The organism is Companilactobacillus bobalius, from assembly GCF_009764355.1.
Window position 1 is genome coordinate 157239 of record NZ_LNUA01000077.1, and the last position, 18259, is coordinate 175497.

17 protein-coding genes and 1 tRNA gene are annotated in these 18259 nt (G+C 35.8%); 13 read left to right on the forward strand and 5 right to left on the reverse strand.

Annotated elements, in window-relative coordinates; all coding sequences use genetic code 11:
* The first annotated feature begins 37 nt into the window (after positions 1-37).
* Complete coding sequence (locus ATN92_RS17165; RefSeq protein WP_056954319.1) at positions 38-838, forward strand: DUF975 family protein; 801 nt, start codon at positions 38-40, stop codon at positions 836-838.
* 37 nt (positions 839-875) lie between these two features.
* Here ATN92_RS17165 and ATN92_RS17170 read toward each other — a convergent pair whose 3' ends face one another.
* Positions 876-1439 (reverse strand): sugar O-acetyltransferase, encoded by a 564-nt coding sequence (locus tag ATN92_RS17170; RefSeq protein ID WP_056954321.1) that lies wholly within the window; start codon positions 1437-1439, stop codon positions 876-878.
* Between the two features lie 91 nt (positions 1440-1530).
* Here ATN92_RS17170 and ATN92_RS17175 point away from each other — a divergent pair, with 91 nt between their 5' ends.
* Complete coding sequence (locus tag ATN92_RS17175; protein WP_179207680.1) at positions 1531-2043, forward strand: MerR family transcriptional regulator; 513 nt, start codon at positions 1531-1533, stop codon at positions 2041-2043.
* 68 nt (positions 2044-2111) lie between these two features.
* Here ATN92_RS17175 and ATN92_RS17180 read toward each other — a convergent pair whose 3' ends face one another.
* A complete protein-coding gene (locus ATN92_RS17180; RefSeq protein ID WP_056954323.1) occupies positions 2112-2762 on the reverse strand; it encodes a metal-dependent transcriptional regulator in 651 nt (216 codons plus the stop codon).
* Positions 2763-2883: 121 nt separating this feature from the next.
* Between ATN92_RS17180 and ATN92_RS17185 the strand changes: the two genes are divergently transcribed.
* From ATN92_RS17185 to ATN92_RS17200, 4 genes are all read left to right on the forward strand, one after another.
* Positions 2884-3405, forward strand: a complete 522-nt coding sequence (locus ATN92_RS17185) for an HdeD family acid-resistance protein (protein WP_056954324.1) — start codon at positions 2884-2886, stop codon at positions 3403-3405.
* Between the two features lie 52 nt (positions 3406-3457).
* Positions 3458-3531, forward strand: a tRNA-Thr gene (locus ATN92_RS17190).
* 236 nt (positions 3532-3767) lie between these two features.
* Positions 3768-4637, forward strand: a complete 870-nt coding sequence (locus tag ATN92_RS17195; protein WP_056954326.1) for a DegV family protein — start codon at positions 3768-3770, stop codon at positions 4635-4637.
* Between the two features lie 105 nt (positions 4638-4742).
* Positions 4743-5081, forward strand: coding sequence for a hypothetical protein (locus tag ATN92_RS17200; protein WP_056954328.1), 339 nt, complete (start codon positions 4743-4745; stop codon positions 5079-5081).
* Here ATN92_RS17200 and ATN92_RS17205 read toward each other — a convergent pair whose 3' ends face one another.
* Entirely contained in the window at positions 5082-5438 is a 357-nt protein-coding gene (locus ATN92_RS17205; protein ID WP_056954330.1) for a winged helix-turn-helix transcriptional regulator, read from the reverse strand.
* A gap of 195 nt (positions 5439-5633) precedes the next feature.
* Between ATN92_RS17205 and ATN92_RS17210 the strand changes: the two genes are divergently transcribed.
* Both ATN92_RS17210 and ATN92_RS17215 read left to right on the forward strand, forming a co-directional pair.
* Entirely contained in the window at positions 5634-6800 is a 1167-nt protein-coding gene (locus ATN92_RS17210) for an MFS transporter (protein ID WP_056954332.1), read from the forward strand.
* Positions 6801-6933: 133 nt separating this feature from the next.
* Positions 6934-8988, forward strand: coding sequence for a collagen-binding domain-containing protein (locus ATN92_RS17215; protein WP_056954334.1), 2055 nt, complete (start codon positions 6934-6936; stop codon positions 8986-8988).
* Between the two features lie 34 nt (positions 8989-9022).
* Here the strand turns inward: ATN92_RS17215 and ATN92_RS17220 are convergent, their stop codons facing one another.
* Positions 9023-10096: an acyltransferase gene (locus ATN92_RS17220; protein ID WP_056954336.1), complete on the reverse strand. Its 1074-nt coding sequence runs from the start codon at positions 10094-10096 to the stop codon at positions 9023-9025.
* A 113-nt stretch (positions 10097-10209) separates the two neighbouring features.
* On the opposite strand from ATN92_RS17220, the gene ATN92_RS17225 reads away from it, so the two are divergent.
* On the forward strand, positions 10210-10875 hold the full coding sequence (locus ATN92_RS17225; protein WP_056954338.1) for a CPBP family glutamic-type intramembrane protease: 666 nt from the start codon (positions 10210-10212) through the stop codon (positions 10873-10875).
* A gap of 336 nt (positions 10876-11211) precedes the next feature.
* Here ATN92_RS17225 and helD read toward each other — a convergent pair whose 3' ends face one another.
* Complete coding sequence (helD, locus tag ATN92_RS17230) at positions 11212-13485, reverse strand: RNA polymerase recycling motor HelD (protein ID WP_056954340.1); 2274 nt, start codon at positions 13483-13485, stop codon at positions 11212-11214.
* A gap of 322 nt (positions 13486-13807) precedes the next feature.
* Between helD and trpS the strand changes: the two genes are divergently transcribed.
* The 4 genes from trpS (at position 13808) to ATN92_RS17250 (ending at position 17654) form a co-directional block, all read left to right on the forward strand.
* Positions 13808-14824, forward strand: a complete 1017-nt coding sequence (gene trpS, locus ATN92_RS17235) for a tryptophan--tRNA ligase (protein ID WP_056954342.1) — start codon at positions 13808-13810, stop codon at positions 14822-14824.
* Between the two features lie 129 nt (positions 14825-14953).
* On the forward strand, positions 14954-15391 hold the full coding sequence (locus ATN92_RS17240; protein ID WP_056954344.1) for a MarR family winged helix-turn-helix transcriptional regulator: 438 nt from the start codon (positions 14954-14956) through the stop codon (positions 15389-15391).
* A gap of 26 nt (positions 15392-15417) precedes the next feature.
* Positions 15418-16923: an MDR family MFS transporter gene (locus tag ATN92_RS17245; protein WP_056954346.1), complete on the forward strand. Its 1506-nt coding sequence runs from the start codon at positions 15418-15420 to the stop codon at positions 16921-16923.
* Positions 16923-17654 (forward strand): DUF4811 domain-containing protein, encoded by a 732-nt coding sequence (locus ATN92_RS17250; RefSeq protein ID WP_056954348.1) that lies wholly within the window; start codon positions 16923-16925, stop codon positions 17652-17654. The genes ATN92_RS17245 and ATN92_RS17250 overlap by 1 nt, the downstream gene beginning before the upstream one ends.
* Positions 17655-18259: the final 605 nt, after the last annotated feature.

Genomic DNA, 18259 nt, shown 5'->3' on the forward strand with positions numbered 1-18259 from the left:
TTTGTTATAATGGCGTTATCTAATGTGAGGGATTTTAATGAATAACGCTAATTACAATCGAATATCTGCTTTTGAGGTCAGACGTGAAGCACATCGTGCTTTTAGAAAGGATATTAAGGGGAATGTTGCACTTAATATCGTTCCGATTCTGTTGAGATTTCTAGCAGTGTATTTTGGAATGAAAATTTATACAACTTGGATGGCTAATATAAATGTTAATTTAGCTGATCCAGAACAGGCTAGCCGTCGTCTGTCAGAGATTTCAATGAGTATGGCAAATGATCCAGGTTCAGCATCACAATATATGTTGAATTTAACACCACAAAGTAATGTTGCAGTATATGCTTTCTTTTTCTTCTTTATGATGGTTTGTGCCGGTGTTTCATATGCTTTGATTGATAAGTTGAGAAACCCTGATTATCAAATCAATGCTATTAAGGATAGTTTACAAGCATTTAGTGGTAGATATTTCTTTCCACTACTTTTCATAACGGCGTTATTAGGACTATTTTTGGAAGCTGGCTTCATGCTTTATGTACTTCCCGGAATTTGGTTCTTGGTGATCTTTTCTCAGTCATTCTTGGTTTTCAAAGATGATCAAGCTGACCAAGGAAAATGGTCGTTACGCATGGCATTTTCGAGTTTTAGTCGTAGTACTATCGTGATGCGTGGTTATAAGTGGACTTACTTTTCAATCATTTTTGAATTTTTCTTCTGGGAAATTCTTAATGCGATGACACATGAATTATTATCTGTTTGGTTACAACCATACGAACAATTAGTTATGGCTGTCTTCTATAAGAAAATCGTTGAAAATAATCAACAAACACAAAAATAGTAGAAAAAAGAGAGAATCGGTTATCCGATTCTCTTTTTTACTGCTCAATTTTTTTGATTACTTTGGCTGGAAGACCACCGACCAATACGTTATCAGGAATATCTTTTGTAACGACTGCTCCTGCGGCGACTACTACGCCATTGCCAATTGTAACTCCGGGACAGATTGTACAATGTCCGCCAATCCAAACATCGTTACCGATATTGACAGTTTTACCGATTCCTAATCTTTGTTGGCGTCCCTTTGCAGTTAAAGGATGATTGACAGTATAGATGTCAGTATCAGGACCAATCCAGACGTTATCTCCCATGTTGACTGGTGCAATGTCTAAGATGGTTAAATTATAGTTAGATAAGAAGTTGTCACCAACGTGAATATTTTTACCATAATCAACCGTTAGACGACTATGTACTGTTAAATTTTTACCTGCAGAACCAAAGATTTCACGAGCTTTAGCAGTTTGTTTTTCTGGTTCGTTTTCGGGGATGGCGTTAAATTCTTGGCACAAAGCTGCCGAACTTGTTTTTCGACCAGCAATTTCGGGATCAGTAAGGCGATACCATTCGCCGTCTAATAACTTTTGCATTTCTGTTTTCTCCATTTTTTAAGTTCCTTTCAGTAATGGTTAAATTCATATTCTCATCTGCTATACTACTAGTTAAACTATGGTTCAAGTCAAGGGGGAATTGAAAGTGAGATATTCAATTGGAGACGTGGCGGAAGAAATGAATTTGCCAGCTTCAACTTTACGTTTTTATGATCGTAAGGGACTATTACCATTTGTTGATCGTGATAGTGCAGGTAGAAGAAGTTTTAAGGATAATGATCTGAACTTTTTGCAAGTGATTGAATGCATGAAAAAATGTGGAATGACGATTACTGAAATACATCACTTCATTGATTTATGTATGCAGGGTGACGTTACGTTGATGGATCGTTATGAGTTATTGGAGAAAGAAGCGACGACAGTAGAAGAACAGATTCAAACCCTCCAGGATCAATTAGATTTTCTTCATTATAAGATGTGGTATTTTAAGACATCTGTTGAAGCTAAAACTGAAGATATTCATATGGTACCTTCTGGTGATGGAAGACGAGTAGATCCTGATATTCATGAACAGTATCGTCAAGCTCTGAAAAAGTGTCATGACTTGAGTGAATTGATTGAGCTTGAACGTGATGAACAAAATCAGGCAAAAGGATAATTAAAGATTCAACGCAAAAAGGACGAGAAGCCAAATTTGGTTTTCTCGTCCTTTTTTATACGAAATTATTAACGTAATTCCACGAAAATGTAATCAATGGCTTTAGCACCGATAGTCAATTTTGATCCGTCATCTTTTTCAACAACAAGGGAATTATCAAATTTTTCATGTTTAAGAACGGTAATTGTATCATCAATTTCGAGATTCAAGCTACCGAAGTATTGTAAGAAGTCGTAATTATCAGAAACTCTGACAATTTGAACTTTAGTATTATCTGGAATCATGCTCAACAATTTGTCATCGGCATCTGTTTCACCTTGACCATTACCAGGAATAATCCCACCATGTGGACAACGTTGAGGATGACCCAAGAAGTCATTCAAGTGTTCGATTAAATCGTCATCTGAAGAATGTTCCAAAGCATCAGCGTTATGGTGAACGTTATCAACAGGGTATTTCAAGCATTTGTTCAAAAATACTTCCCAAAGACGATGAGTCTTAACTAGTTTTTCAGAAACTTTATTCCCCTTAGGAGTAAGTACAATCTTATTGTAAGGTGAATGAGTTAAGTAGCCTTCGCCTGATAGAGCATTCAACATTTCTGTAACAGATGGAGCGGAAACATTCATGATTTCAGAAATACGCTTATTAGTGATTTTCGTGAAATCATAGTTTAGTTCATAGATAGTTTTTAAATAGTTTTCTTTGTTAGGTGACAATTTTTCAACCTTTCGTTTAGCCTAAAAATTTTATTAGCCATTCTATTATAGCGCATATCACTCAACTTTGATAACTCTTAATGTTAAAATAATTGTTGGTATTTGGAAGGGAGGTACAAATATGAGTCAACCAAAGAAACGTTTTGATTGGTTTGGTTTTATTATTGGTTTAATTTCGTTGTACGCCGGATATTTAGTAACATGGTATCCATTAAGAAGTTTGTCGACTATTGCCGTATTATTTGGATTCTTCGCAATTTTACGAGGAGTTTATCAATTATGGTTCGGTTCTCAAATGACTAAATTCTTAGGTGTCAGAAGCGGATGGACCATTTTTGGAGCAGTTGTTGATATTATTATCGGTATTATTTTTGTTGCCCACGTGCAAGTTGGAGTTGTAGCAATTGTTTACATGTTCGCTATTTGGTTCTTACTAGATGCCGTTTTACAAATATTGACATCTCGTTTCTATCATTTCTTCGGCAAAAAGTACTACATCTTCATCGTGATTTTGGCTTGCTTGAATCTATTGTTTGCGATCATCCTATTATTTAACCCAGTACTAGCAGGCGGATTCATCGTCTTCATGTTGGCATTCTTCTTTTTTGCCACAGGTATCGCTGAAATTATTGAAGCATTTTAATTAAAAGCATTTTCTACATGATATAAATTTGATAAAATGTAGAAGATGTATTGCCGTCTTAGCTCAGATAGGTAGAGCATCACCATGGTAAGGTGGGGGTCGTCGGTTCAAATCCGATAGACGGCTTGAAATTTGAAAATATCTAAGTGCTGGTATGACAGCGTTTAGGTATTTTTTGTTTGCCCAAGCTTTGCTGCCATCACAAATAGTCGTGGTGGGAAAAAGAATTTCAAAATGACATTTTTAATTTGTTTTTACTGTTATTATGAATTCAGATAGAAGTATAGAAGCAATGTATATTATTTTGATAAATGGTATTATTATGGAATGAATTTAGAGGAACCTTTATAGGGGGACATAAAATGTATCAAATTTTAACTGACTCAGAATGTGATTTGCCAGCAAAGTTTTTGGAAGAAAATAATGTTAAGGCAATTTACTTTCATACAGAAATCGATGGAAAAGAACTTATCAATGACTTCGGTAAGAGTTATCCATTAGACAAGTTTTATGAACAAATCAAGGCGGGAGTTTTGCCATCAACGACGCAGGTTAATGTTGGGGAATACTTGGAGTTCTTCAAGAAATATGTAGAGCAAGGAATGGCAATTGTTTATGTAGGCTTTTCTGGTGGTTTAAGTGGTTCAATGTCCAGTGCTAACCAGGCTAGAGAAATCCTATTAGAAGACTTCCCTGATGCTAATATTCGTATTGTGGATACGCTGGCCGCCAGTGGTGGTGAGGGACGCTTGGTTTTAGAAGCAATCAGATTACAAAAAAGCGGAGCTAGTTTAGATGATTTAGTTGCTTGGTTTGATCAAAACAAGTTACGCTTGCAACAGTGGTTCACGGTTGATAATCTAACTTATCTTTATCATGGTGGACGTATCTCTCGCGCTTCAGCTACTTTGGGAACACTACTTAAAGTAAAGCCATTGTTAGATGTTGATCCTGCAGGAAAATTACGTTTTGTTTCAAAAATTAGAACACGAAAAAAATCACTGTTAACTTTGGCAGAGAAGATAGTAACAGCGATTCAAAGTGATCCTGATCAACCAATTATCATCACAACTAGTGGTGACTGGGAAGCTGCCGAAACAGTAAAACGACATATTATTAATAAAGTTCCTAAAGCTGATATTCAAATTAATCCAATCGGAATGACGATTTCTAGTCACACTGGATTCGGTTGTGTAGCTGTTTTTGCATTAGGAACTCAAGCTAGACAATAAGTATATTCATAAATAATCTAACTAAATAAAAGTATTGCTAGAATTGCTTGCGCCATTTACTTGAAGTCGATAATGTTAAGCTATCAAATACATTGGAGAATATGCATGCAACTTTTGTACACTTTGTTTCTAGGTTTCTATCCTTTAGGACTAATTTATTTAATTGATCGTCATTTTCATGTGATGGATATGAAGACGCAAAAATTCAATTTAGATTTGAATCTAATTTTCAACAAGAGTTACGTTTATACGGTTATCTATCTCGTTATTATTATTCCAATTATTATCGTCTATCTTTATTTTTCCTTGAATATGATGAGAGATATGTGGAATACGGTTCTGATTGTTTTGAGTGGAATCGATATTTTATTAACCGGCTTGGTTTTAATTTTCTGTGGTTCACAATTAATGATTTTGAATCGTGACATCAAAAAATTAATTTAGTTATTCTTTATTTTTATACAGGGTATCTAGGTACATTTGACCCCAGATGTCCATTTCTTTAATGATCGGCACAAGTGATTGTCCCAGCTCAGTTAAGTGATAACTGGTTTTAGTGGGGACAAACGACGTGTCGATCTCTTTTTTTATAATGTGGTCAGCTTCAAGTTGGGACAATTGTAAGGAGAGCATACGTCTTGTACACCCAGACAAGGTTTGAAGAATTTCGCTGTAACGCATCTCTTTTTGTTGCATTAATCGACAAAGAATAATGGACTTCCATTTGCCATCAAGAATCTTGAGAGTACTGTCCAAAGGGCAACGTTCACCATGTCTAGTACTCATATCAGCAGCAACCATAATCGACCTCCAGTAATTAAATTCAGCTGAATTGTATCATCAGAACAGTTGAGAACCTAATATTTTGAAAGTGCAATACGGGAAATTTTTGATACTCAGTATCATTAAATTCCCATATTGTACTTTTTTATTTATGGATTTATATTGCAGATGCTTAAGAATAATTTTTATAAAATTTAGAAAGAAGTATTGATTATGAAACAAAATGATACTTATAAATCTAAAGATATTTTGTTGGTCATCGGTTTATTCTTAGTCGTTTTCGTTATTGGAGCCGATTCATTCATAATCTCACCATTGCTGCCAGCTATTGAAAAAGATTACGCAGTAACAACTTCGCAGGCAGCATTGGCAGTCACTATTTACGCTTTGTGTTATGCCGTGGGTAGTCCGTTTTTCGGACCTTTAGGAGACAAGTTTAATAAACGTAAACTTTTAATAACTGGATTATTGATTTTTTTAATAGGTAGTTTTATCTGTGCACAAGCTACTAATATCGGAATCTTTTATTTTGGTAGAGCTGTAGCCGGTATTGGTGCAGCAGTGACAATGCCTAATGTCTGGGCAACTGTTGGTAGTTACTTTACAGGGAAAAAGTTGAATATCGTAATGGGAATTACAATGTCAGCATTATCGTTGTCGATTGCTATCGGTGTACCTTTAGGTACATTATTATCGCAGTTGTCCAATTGGCATATGGCCTTTTGGGGTTCGATAATACTAACATTGATGGCCTTCGGAGTACTGTTATTAGTCGTTCCCAGTCTAAAAGGAAATCAGGGTAAACTGAAATACTTAGCTAGTTTCCAAACGTTGGTCAAATCAAGGAGAGCTTTATTATCTCTGTCGATCAATTTGGTTTGGATGTTTGGTTTTTATTTGATTTATACCTTCTTAGGTACCTTTTTGAATCAGAACTTTCATTTCAATACAGCTCAAACGGGCAATATCTTTATCGTCTATGGATTAAGTAATTTCATTGCCAGTTTTTGCGGCGGTCATTTGCTATCAAAATTAGGAGCGATGAAAGATGTCATCATCAATGGTTTCTTATCAATGATTTTCATTTTAGGATTGGTGATTTGGCAAAATCAGTTATGGGGAATAATAATTTTTCTTATATTATTGGCCTTGGTTCAAGGATTGGGTGTAACTGCCTTAACAACTTACATTGTGGGAGTTGTTCCAGATAAACGTTCGACGGTGATGTCCTTTAATAGCTCATTTCTATACTTGGGACTAACCTTAGGTTCATTAATTGGAGCAATTCTGTATTCTAAGATTGGATTTACGGGATTAGGGATAATCTCTATCATGGCTTTGGGAATCGCGATAATCGAAACTATAAGACTGAAGAAATGATTAATTCTCATTAAATAAATCGCTATTTGACAATAAAAAATAGTAGCGTAATAATCGATATAAATATAATTATTACCAGTTTTATTAGATAATAATGGTTATTCTAAATTCAATGAGGGAGATTTAGTTGATTATGTTAATGAGAAAAGGGAAAAAATGGGCTTTGTCGTGCGTTGCTATAAGTGCGGTAGTGCTAACAGGGATGAGTGCTACAACTGTAAGTGCTGATGACACTTCAGATAGCACAACTGCTACAGCCCAAAGTACTGGTAATCAGGCTGATCAAAACCAGACTAGTGGTAATAATGCACAAACTGCTAAGGGAGCAGTTACACAAAGTACAGTGCAAGATACTACAAAAACAGCAGATTCAACAAATTCAACACAAACTGCATCTGCTCAAAGCTCAGCTACAGCTCAGGCTCCAGTTGCTACTCAAAGTTCTACTAGTGGTGTAGTCACACAATCTGAAAATGCAGCCGTTCAAAATGGTGGACATATTTCTGACGATTTTCCAGATGTTGCTAACAATAAACTAGGATATGCATCTAAATTCCATATTTTTGCTAATGAAGCAACCTTAAATGTGCATACTAACGGTAATGTTGCTGTTGGAAATCTATATGGCAATGTTAACTTTGGTACTAATGTTACTGAAGATAAATTAGTGGATAAGGATATTTCATATGTTGAGAATGTTCATAATTTAGCAAATAGTTCGTTTGTTAATAAAACTGATAGTAGATCGAATAAGGTTATCTTTGGTGCCGATAATGATATTAAGCTAGGTGAGAATGGTAGTAATCCGTCAGTTAATGGAACAAAGATTGATCATCTAGATAACGATGAAATCTACCAAGATAAGGGTACAAATAAGTATATTGATTTCAAGGAATACTTTGAAGAGCTAGAACAAGCTTCTTCTGATTTAGCTAACAGTCATACTACTGTAAGTATAAAGAATAGTGATTTTCCAGATCGTAATCAGCGTGTTATCAATTTGGAAAACTATGAACCTACCAATAATCAAATTGTGATTGATCTTGATTCAGATGTATTGGATATGGATACTCCTTTAATTATTGCGGGATTGTCTTCTGATAAGGGTGGAACAACCGTTATTATCAATGTTGATGGAAAAGGTGTAAATCCACTTAATGTTAATTCACAAATTAAATTGGTTTATAACCATGGTGACGGCAGTAACAATGTTGAACGTCCAAATCAGGAAACAGAATTCTTTGACGATAATCACTTATTATGGAACTTCTATGATAGCAGTGCAGAAGACAATCAATATGCGGGTGATATTGAAATTAATCGTCCATTCCAAGGTAGTATCTTAGCACCTGACGCTACTATAAATATTCATCAAAACTTAGATGGAAATATAGTTGCTGATAAGGTTAATGTTGCCGGTGGTGAAACTCATAGATGGGATCTACAGGACAACTCAGATATTGAAACTGAGTTTGAAAAACCAGTTGTTATTCCTGGTGAAGTAGATTGGTTCCCTAATGAAGTAGAAGAACCCGATGAAGAAAAGCCAGATGAGAATGATGGTTCTAATATTGAAGAACCTGACGAAGAAGAAATGGATATCGATGAAGATGGTAATCTAGTCGAGGAACCTGATGAAAATAACAACGAGGATAATGGTGGTGATACCACAGACCCCGAGAATCCTGACGAGAACAATAATGAGGATAACAACGGAAATGAAGATGGCGACGATAACGACGGCGACAATTCTACAGATCCTGAAAATCCTGAAGAAAATAACAATAATAATGAAGACGAAGATGACACCACAGGTACTGATGAAAACGGTGGAACACCTGACGAAGAAAAACCTGGTGAAGAAGATAATGGCGTAACTCCAGGTACTGACAAAGAAGAGGAAGAAGATTCTGATTCTGAGGAAACAACAACTGGTGAAGATGGCAACCAAAATCTAATCAATGGTGGTTCTGAAGGTAGTCAATCTGAAAACAATGCTGAAGAGGGCTTATTGCCAAATACTTCTGGTAACAAAGGTGATTCAGAAACACCAGCTACTGGTACATCTGACGAAGCTGGAACATTGCCACAGACTGGTGAAGCTTCAAGCATCTTTGCAACTATTGCAGGAGTTTTCTTAATTATTTTTGGTTTTTTATTAAAGACGACAAAAACTAAGAAAAACTAGTGTACAAAAATAGACGATTCCAATTGGAAATCGCCTATTTTTTTGACCTCGTATGGCCGGTGAGTAAGTAATTAATGCCAGGAATGAAACTGACTACTCGAATAATCACTATAGTAATAAAAACCACAACAATATAACGTAGAAAAGTTGCGGGGATACCACGTAGATTGGTATTTTTGAAAAACCAAGGTTCAATGAAAAATATGACTAAATAATGTAATAAATAAATTCCGAAAACTAATGGTGCTAAACTTTCAAAGAAATTAATCACTCCTCGAGAACGTATACTGTTCCCCCATTTCTGCAGCAAAATGAAAGCTGCAATCGACATAATAGGAATGAAAAGAGAAGTCACATAGTAACTATTGTTCGTGTCAAAGGTTTTAGGAACTGATTCGGAAAAGAAGTTCCCGAAAGTACCAATTCCAATAAATAGAGTTAACAAAGCAAAACTACTGATATTTCTGAAATCCATTTGACTCAATAAATATCCTAGAATGAAATAACCAGTAAAACCGCCAATTAATAAAAAGTTTGAAACTGGTGATAATTGGAAAACATGTTTCATATCTTTTCCCATCATAACGTTAACTGATGGTAATAATGAACAGGTAACTAACCAAACACTAGTGACGTAAAATAACATTTTAAGACTAGCGTTATCAACGAAAGTTTTAATGATCGGAGACAAAATATAGACGCCGATTAAAGGATACATAAACCAAAAAACCGGTATGGTGGGTTTGTTGAGAATGAATTTCAATCGTCCCCAAACATCATTAGTTGATAATAAATTAGACGTCAAACTGATAACAGTTGGTAAGATTATCGACCAGATAACAAAAGGGATGACGATTCGAGGAATTCTTTTTTGCCAAGTGTACTTTAAAGACAAAGTTTTTGGACTATTGAGAATTAAAGTACCAGAAATCATAAAAAAAATAGGAACGCTGATGTGGGCAAAATAGTTAAGCATTTTTATGATTTGCCAGTCGGTAGTTCCAATATGTTTAGTGGTGTCAATCGTTGATACGTGTATGAATATAACTAAAAGAATAGCGATGACACGAATAAAATCTAAATAAAAAATCCGTTGTTTTTTATCCATGAGCAGATTCTCCCCTAAGTAGCTCTCTCCATAATAATGTAAAACGCCTCTAAAATGAAGTATTAGCGTATGATATAATGGCAAAGTAAAATTATTGATTGGAAGAATTTATTATGCGCGTAGGAGAATCCCCAAGTACAGATTTTGTCAGATATATAATTTGGATAGTATTTTCTATTGTTACACTGATGTTTAAAAACGCGGCTGCCACCCAAAAGGGATTGAATATACCGATTACCGTTATATTTTTCCTAATTGGACTATTTACCTTGTTTTTAATGATTAGAAAATATGTCCGTGAAGAAAAATCATTTTCAGATACAGCGGAGGGCTTTGCCTATTCACTAGTTTCTAACATCGGTTTAGTTAGTTTGATGATTGTAATGGTTTGCTTGTTAAGAATCATGGTTAGTTATTTACAAGTAACTGGGAAACTGCCAAGCTTCCAAAACGATGATATAGCTAGCTCCGATCAAAAAGTATTTGTGTTTAATATGATTGCAAACGTCTTTGTAGTTGCGATTCAGCAGCAGTTGGTGCAAACTGGCTTTTTCTTCAATTATTTCTTTAGAGAAAGTTCAGCATACAGCGCCGTAATGGGAATTATTTTTAGTGGAATTATAGCTGGAGTTATAAGTTTACCAGGGTCAATCTTACAATTCTTAATGATGATGGCTCTAGGTTGGTGTTACGCATTAACATATTTGTATACCAAAGATGAAAAAATGGCGATATTCGTAGCCATGGTCAGTGCTGCAGTAGGGACTGTAATTATATAGAGAGAGCGAAGCAGGGGCGGTCAGCCTCTGAGGATTTGCCTAAGAACTGGAATTAGCCGCTGAATTTGCGGATGATTTCAGTTCTGTAGCAAACCACAGGAGGTTGCCCCTGCGTAGCTCGTTTTGATAGAGAGTGCAGTAGGCTTGTTTAGATTCTGAGCATTTGCAGGACTTTGCGAATTGGCTGCGTAGCAGACAGTTTGTGAAGTCAGGCAAAGCACAGGAATCTGGCCTACGTAACTCGTTTCCACTATATTGCCAAGCACATTGGTTATCCAAAAAAAGAACATCAAAAAAGTCGACCAAACCAAGGTCGACTTTTTATATTACTTAAGATTAGTTTTCAGAAATTAATTTTTGAGGTTCCTTTTGAAGCAAGGGTGACAATTCACCGTCAACGCACAAAGTCAAACTATGCATTGCTCGAGTACAAATTGTGTACAAAACATCAGTACTACGAAGATCAGGATAGTTTTTAGCTGAAACATCATGACCAATAACAGCATCGAATTCCAATCCTTTAGCCAAATAGATTGGTAAAATTAGAATCCCCTTAGGAATGGAACGGAAGTCAGCATCAACTAATGTAACGATAGATTCATCGCTGAAGTGGGTGTAAATCTGTTCAGCTTGAGCCTGATTACGAGCTAGAATTGCAACTGTATCATACTTCTTGTTCAGTTCTTTAGCTGTTTCTTTCAAACCTTGATAGTAGTCACCATCTTTGAAAATCTTGATAACAGGATCTTCACCTTGACGAGAAAAGGCTTTAACTTCATCGCCGTTTGGTAATAATTTTTTGGCAAAGTTGGTTATTTCAGCAGTTGAACGATAACTCTGGTTCAAAGTGATTGTAGTAATACGCTTCTTTTTGAACAATTCATTAACTTCAGTGACTAAATCATTTTTACGATAGGAACTAGTCAAAACATCTTGTGAACGGTCGCCTAACAAGGTCATCTTAGCGTTAGGGAAAGCATGAGAAATGTATTTTAACTGTGCCATCGTGTAATCTTGAACTTCATCAATAAAGATGTGTTGAATGGCATGGTTAATACCACCATCGGTAACGAAATCTTTTAAATAAAGAATGGCAACTGAATCACTAAGATTTAATTTATGAGCCTCGATTTGATCATCAATTGATTCGATCATAGTTTGCCAAATACTGTCAGAAACTAAATTTTGTTGCATCTTGTTAAGTAAGTAAAGATATTCCTTGTAAGGGTTGAAGAAATAGTTATTAAGTAGAGCGTTGTAAATTGGAGCGTAACGTTCACGCAAGAATTCCTCGGCAATAATTTCTCGTTGGTTGGCTGATTCCTCAATATTGTGGTCTGTAATGATTTGTTGGAAATCTTCATCAGACAAGTTGTCAATTTCAGCTTGAACCCAATCTTCATTGCGGTCTTTATGAATTCTTCCTTGTAGACGTTTGATCAAAGCATTTTTAGTTTTCAGAAAACGGTCAGGGATGTGGTAGGCCGGATTAGTGCTTTGATAAATTTCAGCAATTTCATCACCGGTAAAGAATGGCTTACCTTCAAAAATAATGTCTTCGAAATATGGTGTGTGTTCACGATGATCATTTTCCAATTGTTCCAAATGTTCTAGAAAATCGCCACTTTCTTTGTATAAACGCATCTTAATAGTTGTTTCTGGCAGATTGCGTTCATCTTTTTCGTAACGGTCAAAGAGTGTTTCTACTTGAACACCCGTTAGACGGAGCGAAATGAATTCGTTGAGAGTGACCTGTCGCATATTTCGTTCACCCAAACTAGGAAGAACTTCAGAAATATAATTACTGAATAATTTATTAGGGGAGAAGAGAACAATGTTGTCAGCATTCATCGTTGTGCGGCTATGATAAAGCAGGTAAGCGACACGTTGTAAGATAGCTGAAGTCTTACCTGAACCGGCTACACCTTGAACTAGAAGGACATCAGAGCGAGTATCACGAATAATGATGTTTTGTTCATGTTGGATGGTTGCGACAATACTTTTTAGATATTCATCGCTATATTCACTTAAAACTGATTGAAGAATTTCATCGCCAACAGTTTCATTGGTATCAAACATATTCCGAATTTTGTTATGAACAATCTGGAATTGACGTTTCTTTTTCAATTCGACTTCAGCAGTACCGTTGGGAGTGGGATACGTAACGTTTCCTAAAGTACCGTTATAGTAGATACCAGAAATGGGAGCTCGCCAATCGTAAATTAGAAATTCGCCATCATCATCTTGAAGTGTAGAAGTACCTATGTAAAGCGTATCTTCTTCACCATCTTCGACAATATCAATTCGCCCAAAGTAAGGAGAACCTTGGAGATTTTCTAGTTTGAGACGATTAGCATTTAAAATATTTTCATTTTCAACGGCCAAAGCAACCAATTGTTTCTGTTGTTGAACGGAAGCGTTAGTTTCCATTTGGTCATCGACTTCAGTGGTATTAACTTTGGTATTTTCACCGTAATTACGTTCGATACGGCTAGTTTCCTTGTGTGCCTGTGCAATACTGGCATCAACACGTTCAATCTGTCGTTCAATTTTTCCAGCGACTTGGTCGACACGCTTTTGTTCTGATTCTTTAGATTGATTAATCGTCATTAAAATACCCCTCGTTGACAATTTGTCATTTTTTAATTATGCTAATAGCAATTAGAGTACATTAAAGCATAAGCATTTTTGAGTACTAATTCAAGTAGTTGCTTTTAGAGAATAACTTCATGGCTGAAAAAGTTATCAACCTTGTTTTGGGAAATGGGTATGGCTAGTTACCTTATAACTTTGAGTGGTAGAGTATACTCTACAAAACAGGTGGCACCACGTTTAAGCGTCCTATTATTAATATAATAGGACGCTTTTTTTATGGAGAGCCATTATACCACCTCAAAAATGTTTTTGCATTAATGAATCCAGGAGGAAAAATATGAAAACAAATACTATTTTGACAGGGGATCGTCCCACAGGTAAGTTGCACATTGGACATTATTTAGGTTCATTGAAGAATCGTGTGAAACTTCAAAACGAGGGCAAGTACAAAATGTTTGTCATGATTGCTGATATGCAAGCCTTCACTGACAATGCTAGAAATCCAGAAAAAGTTCGTAATAGTTTAATTCAAGTTGCCCTTGATTATCTTTCTGTAGGAATTGATCCTAGCAAAACTAACATTTTAGTACAATCACAAATTCCTGCTTTAAATGAATTGACAATGTACTATCTTGATCTTGTTTCTGTTTCTCGTTTGGAAAGAAATCCTACTGTTAAATCAGAAATTCAACAAAAGAGTTTTGGACAAAGTATTCCTGCTGGATTCTTAACATATCCAGTTAGTCAAACAGCTGATATTACAGCTTTCAAAGCTGACACAGTTCCTGTTGGTGATGATCAAGAACCAATGATGGAACAAGCTCGTGAAATAGTTCGTACCTTCAATAACACTTATAATGTTGACACATTGGTTGAGCCTCAAGGAGTCTTCCCACCTAAGGGCCAAGGTAGATTACCTGGTATTGATGGTAACGCCAAGATGAGTAAATCATTAGGTAATTGTATCTACTTATCAGATCCTGCTGATGTTGTGACTAAGAAAGTTATGTCTATGTATACTGATCCAGATCACATTCATGTTGAAGACCCAGGTAAAATTGAAGGTAACACTGTCTTTACATACTTAGATGCTTTCGGAACAGATACAGAAAAAATTGCTGAATTAAAGGCACAATATCAGGCTGGTGGTTTAGGTGACGTTAAAGTAAAACGTTATTTGAATGATGTCCTACAAGAAATTCTAGAACCAATCCGCAATCGCCGTGCCGAATACGAAAAGGATATTCCTGGTGTTTACGATATTCTTAAAAAGGGTAGCGACAATGCTAACATCGTTGCTAACCAAACTTTAACAGAAGTAAGAAAAGCTATTGGTGTTAATTATTTCGACTAGTTTCTGAAAATAAAAACACTTTTACAGAAAAATGCTATGCTTAACTCTTGATTTTATCAAGAGTCGGGTGTAGCATATTTTTTGTTCTAAAAAAATTAAAGTTTTTTTTGAAGAAAATGAGGTAGATTTATGGATGACTATAATTTGATTGGTTTCGTGATGAAATACACCATGATCAGGAAGCGAATCGCGGCTAGCTATTTGAAAAAAGAAGATTTAAATGCTTTTGAAAGTATTTTACTAGCTATTGTCTATAAAAGACGTGAATGTAGTCAGGATAAAATTGGTGAGATCACATTGTTTGATGGTGCCAGTATTGCCCGTTCGTTAAAAAAACTTGAGGATCGCGGATTTGTATCCCGGCATGCTGATCCTAATAATCGTCGTAAGAAGATTGTTAGCATTACTGAAGCAGGTTCAGAGCTTTATGGTGAAGTGCGCAAGGCTTTCAGTGAGAGTAATGATGCAATCTTTAAAGGCATAACTTCTGAGGAACAAACAGAATTAGAGAGTATTTTGATGAAGGTTTACAAGAACCTTGATGACATCGAAATACCTTCTAAATAATTATAGAGAAGAGGAATTTTGTTATTATGGCGAATAATGATAAAGCAATTGTGGATGCACACGGGAAACCCTTTAACCGTAATCTTTTGGTTTTAGTGCTTCTTGTTGGTACATTCTGTACTGTTTTAAACGGTACAATTTTAACCACCGCCTTTCCAACCTTGATGAAGGAATTTAGTGTTACTACTTCCGACGTTCAATGGTTAACAACTGGATTTTTGATGGTTAACGGAATTATGATTCCTGTTACTGCTTGGTTAAGTAACAATTTTAGTACAAAGATTTTATATATTATTGCAATGTCGACTTTCTTAGTCGGTACAATTATGTGTTTTACAGCACCAAACTTCGGAACTATTTTAGCCGGACGTTTGATTCAAGCTGTCGGTGTTGGTATTACAATGCCACTTATGCAAGTGGTTATGTTATCAATTTTCCCAGCTAATCAACGTGGTGCTGCCATGGGTCTAGGTGGTTTAGTTATTGGACTTGCTCCAGCTATTGGACCTACACTTTCAGGTTTCATTATTGATAACTCTTCATGGAGACAACTTTTCGGAATGATTATTCCTATTGTCATCATCGTTTTGATTTTGGCATTCTTTTTCATGCGTCCTGTTATCAAAACACGTCGTACTAAATTAGATGTACTTTCACTAATCGAATCAACACTTGGATTTGGTGCCATTCTTTATGGTTTCTCATCTGTTGGTGATGATGGTTGGGGTTCAATGAAGGTTATTGGCTCAATCGTTGTTGGTATTATTTTCATTCTATTATTTGGTTATCGCCAATTACATATGGATACACCATTCTTGGAATTACGTGTTTTCACAGAAAAGAAGTTTGCGATTGCGGCCGCTTTGTCATCAGTTACAAATATGGCCATGGTCGGAGTTGAAATGGTGCTTCCATTGTACTTACAAATCGTTAAAGGCATGTCAGCTTTCCATTCTGGATTAACTTTGTTACCAGGTGCCTTGATGATTGGTGTTATGAGTCCAATTACTGGTAACGCTTTTGATAAATATGGACCAAAAGATTTGGCACGTATGGGTATGTTCTTATTAACAGCCGGTACAATTCCATTCTTGTTCTTAACAAAGAGCACACCTGTTTTAGATATCGTGGTGCTATACATGATTCGTATGTTTGGTATTTCAATGGTCTTGATGCCCGTTACAACTGATGGTATGAATGCATTGCCATTCAACTTGATGAGTCATGGTACAGCCGTTAATAATACTGTTAGACAAGTTTTCAGTTCTATGGGTACAGCTATCTTGGTCAGTGTCTTGACTAACGTTACAAACAACTTAAAACCAGGACATGCCATTCTTAAGGCATCACCATTGGAATATAAAGATAAATTCTTCAATGCTACATTGAGCGGATATCACGCAGCCTTTGCCGTTGCTATTGTCTTTTGTTTGATTGGATTCTTGATCACATTTATGGTTAAGGGCAGTGCTAAATCAAAGACAATCGATACTGATCAATTGAGGAAAACAGAATTGGCAGGTGAAGAATAATGATTTTAATTACAATTTTAATCTGTGCAGGATTAGCATATTTCTTCGCTGTCTTTTTAAAGAATAAAAAAGTGGGATATGGACTATCATTCACATTTATCGCTTTATTCATCATAAGTTTGGTACTCTTGATTTCAAATGAATATGGTCATTTTGGAATGGAAAAAGTAACCAATGAAAAGACTTATCAGATTCAATCCGTTCAAAAGGGATCTAACTTACTTTTAGAGAAAAAGTTGGGTACAAGTGGTAAAGAGAGTGTTTATGTTTATCGCACGCCTGAAACTGCTAAAGCTAAGAAACCACAAACAACTAAAGTTGATGTAAATGTTAAGAACGTAGTAAAGACTGGAAATTATTCAGCCGCTACATTAACAAAGAAAACAACACGTTGGGAGTACAAGAACGGTTTCTATTCATTCCTCTTTGGAATTTCCGATAACAACAAAGAATTTGTTAAACAAACAAATACCTTTAAAGTCGGTAATGATTGGTTAGTTTTGACAACAACACAAGCTAGTCAACTACAAAAGAAAATGAAGAGTAAAACTTTCAAAGCTCAAATGAAACAAGAAGGACAAACTTACGTGAAGGCAGCAGTAGCCAAAGCAATGCAAGCAAATCCAACTATGACATCAGCCGAACAAAAGAAAGTTATTCAACAAGCTCAAAAAGAATTTAAAGCCGAAGCACAAGCTAAGTTAATTCAAGAAATTAAGAATCAAAAATAAAGTTCCTTTGTGGGACAAAATAAATGGCATCTATTGGGTAGTTTCCGGTAGGTGCTATTTTTTTGTTGGTGTAAAGTGCCGTCTTCCGTAAAAATTGAAAATGCTGGTGGAACGCTGTGGGCACGGCTTGAAGCTAATTATTTCACACTCCGTGCAAAATAATGGATCTCCAAGTCCGGCCTCATTGTAACCGGCAAAGCCGCTAACAATGATTTCACAGCTGACCGCATTTTCAACTTTTACTCCAGACTAGTGAACGGTCCTGTTTGGAGTGAATGTACATATCTTGTGTAGATAAAGTGGAAAACTAATTACAATTGAGAATGAAATGGCGTTGCTTTTTTTGCAATTCAGAAATGATAGAGATGTTAATGGAAAGAGTATAGAGGAACAATCCAAGTTGAAGTGCATGTAATAAAATTAACTTCAATTTGGAAATATCGATATAGAAAAAATCATATAAATTGAAAGGAAACAAACCAAATCATATTTCTCAGATAAAAAATTGAAATACTCTTCAGTCTGGAACAAAAATTGGGAATACCTTCAGCCATGAGATCATTGTAAGTGGCTATGCCACTTACAATGAGGCCGACTTTGGAAAT